5 protein-coding genes are annotated in these 8,228 nt (G+C 41.3%); all 5 read left to right on the top strand.

Features of this window, described 5'->3' with window-relative positions:
- Positions 1–196 precede the first annotated feature (196 nt).
- The 5 genes from Q0954_RS31630 (at position 197) to Q0954_RS31610 (ending at position 8,085) form a co-directional block, all read left to right on the top strand.
- Complete coding sequence (locus tag Q0954_RS31630) at positions 197–1,600, top strand: DUF3526 domain-containing protein (RefSeq protein WP_299465209.1); 1,404 nt, start codon at positions 197–199, stop codon at positions 1,598–1,600.
- Between the two features lie 170 nt (positions 1,601–1,770).
- Positions 1,771–3,192, top strand: a complete 1,422-nt coding sequence (locus tag Q0954_RS31625; RefSeq protein WP_299465206.1) for a DUF3526 domain-containing protein — start codon at positions 1,771–1,773, stop codon at positions 3,190–3,192.
- Positions 3,193–4,464: 1,272 nt separating this feature from the next.
- Positions 4,465–5,163, top strand: coding sequence for an ABC transporter ATP-binding protein (locus Q0954_RS31620; RefSeq protein ID WP_299465204.1), 699 nt, complete (start codon positions 4,465–4,467; stop codon positions 5,161–5,163).
- Between the two features lie 181 nt (positions 5,164–5,344).
- Positions 5,345–6,772 carry a DUF3526 domain-containing protein gene (locus Q0954_RS31615; protein WP_299465202.1) on the top strand — a complete coding sequence of 476 codons (1,428 nt, stop codon included), beginning with the start codon at positions 5,345–5,347 and terminating at the stop codon, positions 6,770–6,772.
- A gap of 14 nt (positions 6,773–6,786) precedes the next feature.
- Positions 6,787–8,085 carry a DUF3526 domain-containing protein gene (locus Q0954_RS31610; protein WP_299465200.1) on the top strand — a complete coding sequence of 433 codons (1,299 nt, stop codon included), beginning with the start codon at positions 6,787–6,789 and terminating at the stop codon, positions 8,083–8,085.
- The last annotated feature ends 143 nt before the right edge of the window (positions 8,086–8,228 follow it).

Raw genomic sequence — 8,228 nt, 5'->3', positions numbered from 1 at the left:
TGCTGAATCTTTTATATATTTGGGTATGATTAGCCTCATGTTGGCAAGGCTCCAGGAATTTTAAAACACTTTCTAAGAAAACCTTGGTCAAAAAAGGGGAATATTTCAAGATCAACAACTCTTGTGTATTGGTCATTTTTGAGAAAAAGACTGGAGCAAGGCCTCGTTTGCAAACCATGAAAAATTACCTAAAACTATGATCTGGAAAATAGCCAAAAAAGAAGTCAGGGAAATCACAAGGTCAGGGCAGTTTACCATTTCGCTGGGCATTGTCTTACTACTCATGATGGTAGCTACCCTGCTGAGTTACAGGCACTATCAACAGGCCAACAAACAGTATGAAGGTGCTCGAATAAGTGAACGTAATATTTGGGAAAGCCAAGACAACAAAAACCCCCACAGTGCGGCCCATTATGGCACCTATGCTTTTAAACCCAAGTACCCTTTGTCGTTAATTGATCCGGGAGTAGACCGATATTTGGGTATTTCGGTATATCTAGAGGCTCATAAACGCAACGAAGCACAGTTTATGGCTGCTGCCGACCAAACCGGCTTATCCAGGTTTGGTAGCATTACCCCTGACTTTGTTTTACTCTTTTTGATCCCATTGTTTATCATACTGATTGGGCACAATGTGGTAAGCAAAGAACATGAAAAGGGAACACTAAGGCTGGTCAAAAGCCAGGGAGTTTCTATGCGCTCGCTGGTGGCAGGCAAATGGTTGGGTATGTATGCCCTTATATTGGGTATTACTGGATTTACATTTTTGATGTTGGCAATTTTTCTAAGTCAAACCAATGTACTCACTGGATTGGACTGGGGAACTTTTGGCCTGATGTTTTTTACATATTTAATCTACTATGCCATATTCAACTCGATAGTATTAATTGGTTCAATTCATATTAAACACGCAAGCCTTTCACTGGTAAGCCTTTTGGCAATATGGATGATTACTTGCCTTGCTTTGCCCAAAGCCTCTACTACTATTACAGATTTGCTGCATCCATACCCTACCCAACAACAGTTTACCGCGGCAATTGACAAAGACAAAGCGCAGGGCCTGGACGGACACACCCCCTGGAGTGCTGCCGCAAAAAAACTGGAAAAAGAAACACTCAAGGCCTACAAAGTTTCCAAGCTAGAGGACTTACCTTTTAATTATGATGGATATCGTATGCAAAAAGGCGAAGAACACGAAGCCAAGGTGTATTTTGAACATTACAAGGCGCTCAGACGCACTTATCAACAACAAAAGAAGGTCTACAACAGGCTCTCTGTCTTATCTCCTTACCTTCCGGTGCGTTTCCTTTCAATGTCTTTAGCACACACTGATTATGGCACTCATTGGCATTTTTTAGATGCAGCTGAAAAATACCGACTTCAGTTACAGAAAAATCTCAACGGCGACTTTGCCAAAAACTCCGCCTATGGCAACTGGGCATATAAAGCTGACAAATCGTTATGGGCTAAAATTCCCAGATTTTCTTATTCGCCTCCTAAGCTAGGGCAAATCATCCACGAAAACACCTGGAGTATTGTATCATTATTCTTCTGGTTTATTTTATCAATGGCAGGCTTCTTAGGAATGGTACCAAAATAAATTTACATTTTTAACGACATCTTTGCTGTACATGCTTTGTTAAAAAAACTTGCCGTAGCTATGGCTACGCCGCCTTTTTTTGCCTTGCCTATCCAGCAAATACTGTGGCGTTACTATAGAACTTTATTTTTACACCATTCCTTATGGTCAGCAAAAAAAATATAGAGGCAATGAATTTAATAATTATGCGCACCGAACTAAAGCAGCTTTATCGCAACAAGTGGTTGTTGGTATTGAGCTGCTTGATACTGGCTCTGTTTGTATACGCTGGGTGGAATGGAAAAAAAAGCACAGAACAACGCGACCAATCTATCAAATTGGCCATCAATGAAATGAAACAACAGGACAAGCTATTGCTTGCCCGGTTAGACTCACTCAAAAAAGGGTACAAATTAGACCTACCCAGTTGGCAATACCCTACCCAGCCAACCGCCACTGGAAACTACAACCCTCGGATAGCTGCTTTTCCCTCGGCTAACTTGAGTTTTATCGCGATTGGGCAAAGCGATATTTTCACCCATTATGTCAAACCTACCATCAACGATGACGCTATTAGTCTATCGTTTACAGAACTATCCAGCCCGGTGCGTTTGCTTTTTGGAAACTTTGACCTGTCTTTTGTGCTTATTTACTTATTGCCTCTGATTGTTATTGCATTTTGCTACAACATATTAAGTATTGAAAAAGAATCGGGCTCTTTTAAAGTAGTGGCAGCCAACCCTGTTCGTATTCACCAGTGGCTTCTACAAAAAACCATCTTACGCTTTTTGGTCATGGCGCTTATTATGATGGCTGGCCTCACCCTTTCGCTGATAACAAACGGCGCATCACTTAACTACACCGCCTTCAAGTTTTACCTGGCGGTCATGCTTTATGCACTCTTTTGGTTTGGCCTATGCTTTATAGTAAACCTGTTTGGGTATTCTAGCGAAAAAAACGCGGTTACGTTGCTTGGCCTGTGGATTTTGTTGGTATTGATGGTTCCCTCCCTCATCAATCAATTGTCTGCCAGTATTTACCCTATGCCCTCCAGAACCATTTTGATCAATGAAGTAAGAAAAGCACAAGCAGCCGCAGACAAAGCACAAGATAAAATACTAGATGAGTTTTTAAGAAATCACCCCGAGATTGTAGTGAGCAGAGAAGCTAAAGAAGGTACTGCTTACAGGTGGTGGCAACGATATTTTGCTTCTAAAGAGGTGGTAGAAAAACAAATGATGCCTTTGCTTAAAAAATTTGATCAAAAACTGGTGCAACAACAGCAGTTGGAAAGAAGACTTCGTTTTTTATCGCCATCTGTTATGATGCAAGACGTACTGAATGAACTGGCAAAAACCTCTACCGATCATTACAGGGCTTATCGGCAGAGTGTCAGTAGATTTACTAAAAAATGGAAAGACTTTTTTATTCCAATGGTCTATGCCGAAAAAGAATTTACTAAAGAAATGGTCAATAAATGGCCTCAATTTACATTCGATGAGTCAAAGATAACATCAAGGTTTATTTATAATATAGCTGGGTTGTTTCTGTTTTCATTGATCATAGTGTTGATTGGTTTTATTATGAACTTGTTTAAGTTTTATGCTTTATAGTAACTTGAGTACTTTTGCACCAGTGTTGCGTATAGGGATAGTTTTTGACATATCGAGCTGTTTGAGACAACACTCATTCATTTTACAGTTTCATTAGTAACTGACCTTTCGCAGTGGATATTTTTGGTTAATTCAGAAAAAATACAGCGTTGTTTTATGAGTGCGTTAGCTGGACTCAGCCTTATTTTGTGGGCGTTAAGAAATTTGAGTAATGAAGCCGTAAAAACAGATCACTGACCGAGGAACGAGGGAATGTTTGAGCTGTTTCGGCGTAATGGAACAAATTTTAGCAACCACAAAATACAGCTGCGGGGTTTTGGTTCCTTTTGACCTGGAGCAAAAGGAACGGCTTACAAAAACCCGATTCTTGAATTATTAAACCAAGTTTGATATAACTGCTAAAGCCCCGCTGGTTTAAGTCTCCAGACTTAGCACCAACAAATAAGGGCAAGTTTTTAACTTGGCTCGTTTCACAGAAACGAAAGTGGGTGAGCAGGTAACTGCCCCCGCTGGTTTAAGTCTCCCGACTTAGCACCAAAAAATAAGGGCAAGTTTTTAACTTGGCTCGTTTCACAGAAACGAAAGGGATGAGCAGATAACTGCCCCATCATTTTTGAAAATCACCAAACCTACCAAGTTGTTTGAAGCGTTCGCCTGGCATTCAATTCAAACAATGAATCAGATTTTTTACTGCGTTCAAAATGACAAAATACCCCCACTGGCGCGCATTTGAAATGCGAGTCTACTGTAGATGCTACTCTAACTGGTCATTTTATTAAACAAGTTTTTGACCTGCGAAAGATTAGTAAGTAAATAAATAAAGCCTGTGTTTAGCACAAATCAACACAGGTTTTTATTGTTTATGATGATTTTTTTGCAACCCATCAACTTTTGCAACAATGTTGCATTAATTAACTTAATCTTTTATATTTGCTCAATAACACAAACATAGGTTGTTGTTTTCCATACACCTGAATTTTCATGAAAAAGGGCTTTCTCTTTGGGTGTTGTCGGCTTTGCCATTCAAAAGTTACTATTTCTGCGGGGGTGTGGGATTGGAGAGTGTATTCGAATGTATGCACCAGGCGCAGTAATTTCGATACAGGCAAAGCGCAGCTGGAGCTCAACAACAGTGATCTTGATCTCTTGATTTATACTCTGAGGGATGCAAAGCAAGTATTAAAAATTCATTCTGCTTTAATAATAAGCATGGCCTGTTTTGAGCGCATTGGAGCGTTATGAAGCAGGCTTTTTTAAAAAAACCATATTTCTATGTTAGAAGCAAAAAACCTCAGTAAAAAGTATGGCGACAAAGTAGCGGTTCATCAATTGAACCTGGCCATCAATCCGGGAGAAATTTTCTGTTTGCTGGGAGCCAACGGAGCCGGAAAAACCACGACTATTAATTTGTTCTTGAATTTTATTACTCCTACCGAGGGGCAAGTCTCCATCAAAGGTATCAACGTAGCCGAGCAACCATTAGAAACCAAAAAACACCTGGCCTACATTCCCGAAAACCTGATGTTGTATGCCAACCTGAGTGGCTTAGAAAACCTCGCTTATTTTTCGGGTTTGGCTGGTAAAAAATTTAGCAAGGCCCAATTGATTGTTTTTTTACAAGAGGCAGGCCTGCAAGAGGCAGCCCACAAACAACGGGTGCAAAAATACTCCAAAGGCATGCGCCAAAAAGTAGGCATTGCTATTGCCCTGGCCAAAAATGCCGAGGTGTTGCTGTTAGATGAACCTACCTCTGGACTGGACCCCAAAGCCAGTAATGAGTTTGCCAAATTATTGCAAAAACTCAAAGAGCAAAAAGTGGCTACCCTGATGGCTACCCACGATTTGTTTAGAGCCAAAGAAACAGGTACCCACGTGGGCATCATGAAAGAAGGGCAATTGGTAGAACACCTCACTACTCAGGAAATCAACCACTCTGATTTGGAAAAGCTGTATTTGCAGCATATGAATTAAGGAACGTGATCGCAATAATTGTCCGGTTTAGAATATACCCTCTTTCCTGACTTTCGTTACTTTTTTTCGCCATAGCTATGGCTATGCCTGTAAAAAGTGCCTCAGTCAGCCTTGAGTTTATGCCCTCAACCTCGACACTTATTTTGAACATGTTCCTACACCTTTAAAAGTTGAAACAACGATGTTTAGATATTTTTTTGTCAAAGAACTCAAAGAAGTACTGCGTGATGCCCGCTTTCAGGTCATGGGTGGCTTGGTTTTTATCTTGTTGATTACCGCCACTGTGGTGGGGTATCAGGGCTTTCGCCAATTGCAACAAATGCGTAAACAAGCCCAAAAACAAGTGCGAAAGGAGTGGGTTACTCAAAAAGACAAACACCCTCATTCGGCAGCTCATTATGGACATATCGCCTTTAAGCCCAAGCCAACCTTGAGTTTTATGGACTTTGGCCTGGATGCCTACACTGGCATGGCGGTATACCTGGAAGCCCACAAACAAAACGATGTGTTGTATAGTCAAGCCCAGGATTCCAGCAGTTTGATTCGTTTTGGAGAAATGACCATTGCTTTTGTGCTGCAAATGCTGTTGCCGCTGCTGATTATTTTTCTGGTTTTTGCCTCTATCACCAAAGAGCGGGAAGGTGGTACTTTGAAAATGATGGTAAGCCAGGGAATTTCTACCCGTCAAATATTGCTTTATAAAATAGGGAGCTATAGCCTAATTATCCTGTTGTTGTTTTTGCCCGCCTTTTTGATAGCCAGCACCTTGTTGTTTCGCCAATCGGGGGCATCTTTGCAAACCCACCTGCTTGGAAAGTTCCTTACACTTTTTGGGGCTTACTGGCTCTATTTTACGATTTTTATTATGCTGGCGGTGTTGGTATCGGCCTTTAGTAAAACCTCCCGAACGGCGTTGGTACAATTGCTGGGAGTATGGATTTTTTTCTGTATTCTCATGCCCAAAGCTACCGCCAATGTAGCCGATAATTTGTATGCATCTCCTGCCAAATACGAGTTTGACAATATCATTAAGAAAAAAGTAACTCAGGGCATAGACGGGCACAATCCTTCTGACCAACGTTTTGAGGCATTGAAGAAAAAAACACTGAAAAAATATGGGGTAGATTCTTTGTCTCAACTGCCGATTAACTTTAGTGGGCTGGCAATGCAAACCGGAGAAGAGTATACCGATAAGGTGTACGACCGGGAGTTTAAGAAAGTACAGGGGGTGTTTAAGGCGCAAAACCGGGTGTCAGAAATAGCCGGGTTGATCAATCCTTTGTTGGCCATTCGTCATATTTCTATGGGGTTGGCAGGTACCGATTATCACCACCACGTACAATTTGCCACCGAAGCCGAAAACTACCGCCGCAAAATGGTGAAAATGGCCAATAAAGACATGATGGTAAATCACAAACCAGGCATTGCTTACAGAGATTACAATGTAGGGCGTAGTTTTTGGGAAAAACTGCCTCCTTTTCAATACCAAATGGCCTCACTTAGCCAGGTGCTGGGCCAAAACCTGTGGGGAGTCGGGGCTTTGCTGTTTTGGCTGGTTGGCTGTTGTCTGTTCATTGTATATCGCAGTTCTTTTTTACCCATTGTATAATCTTAAATATAGCCATGAAAAAACTATTATTGATTTATAAATTTGAGTGGAAGAACCTGATCGCCAATCGGGTAATGGTGCTTATATTTTTGCTGTTGATTATGAGTGGGGCCTACAGTATTTATTACGGTCAGTCTGAAATAAAGCAACAAAAACAGCGCATTGCCTATCTCAAAAAACAAGAACAGATAAGGCTTGATACTATACGACAACGGATGAAAGCCGATACCAGTATTCAGGCCAACAAAGCAGCGTTTCAACGGGCCACCAATCCAGCCCAACTCAATCGCTTTGTAAAAACGTATGCCATCAATCCGCCAGCGCCAATGGCTAATCTATCTTTGGGTCAGCGCGATTTGCAACCTTATTATCTTCGTTTAGACGCTACAGCTTTTTACAAGCAAATCAACACCAGTGAAATCAAAAATCCATTGAAGCTTTTTACAGGTAATTTTGACCTGGCTTTTGTATTGGTGTACCTGTTTCCGTTGGTAATTATTTTGCTTACTTATGACATTTACTCCGCCGAAAAAGAGCAGGGCACTCTTCCTTTGCTGGCTTCTCAACCTTTGCAAGTTTCCCAGGTAATGGGGGCCAAGCTTTCCTTTAGGTTATTGCTGGTGCTGGGGTTAGGACTGTTACTCACATTGTTAGGAGTGCTCCTCAATGGCATAGCAGTAAGTGCTCAAGTGGCCCAATGGCTGGGGGTAGTAAGTGTTTATATAGTATTTTGGTTTGCTCTGATGTATGGGGTGGTTTTTTTACGCAAAAGTTCGGCGTTTAATGCCATTATTGGTTTGGGAACGTACCTGGTACTTACTTTGGTGTTGCCTGCATTGCTAAACATCATCATCAATATTCAGGCGCTGCCGCCTGCCAAAAATGAAATGACCAATATGATTCGCACCCAATCTACCAATCAATGGGGTAACCCCAAAAGCTGGGTATTCAACGATTTTTACGCTAAGTACCCTCAGTACAACGATGGCGATACCCTGAGTTTTAATAAATGGTTTTATGCGGGTTATCTGCTGATGGATGAAAAAGCCCACAAAATTCAGCAAAAATTTAAAGAACAAATGCAAAAACGTCAGGCTTTGAGCAAACGGTGGCTGTGGATAACACCCGCAGCATTGGTGCAGGAAAAACTCAACGAAATTGCCCAAACCGATTACCAAGCCCAACAGCGTTACTTGCAAAAAGCGCAAGAGTTTCACACAAAGTTGAAAAACTTTTATTACCCAAAAATCTTTAAAGACCAAAAAATGACCGTTCAGGAACTTGATAAACTTTTATTCTATGGCGTGAAGTAGGTCAATAGTCCACAGCATTTAGTCCATAGTCCATAGTGGATTCGAGTAAATGTTTACCTTATTAAACCCTGTAAAGTCGAGTAGGTAAGGGGATTTTCACCCCGAACCTCTCACAGAACCGTGCGTGATAGTCTCCCATCACA

Origin of the sequence: uncultured Microscilla sp. (assembly GCF_947493425.1) — a bacterium.
GTDB lineage: Bacteria > Bacteroidota > Bacteroidia > Cytophagales > Microscillaceae > Microscilla.
Note: the sequence above shows the minus strand (reverse complement) of the source record. Positions and strands in the feature narration are given on the sequence as shown.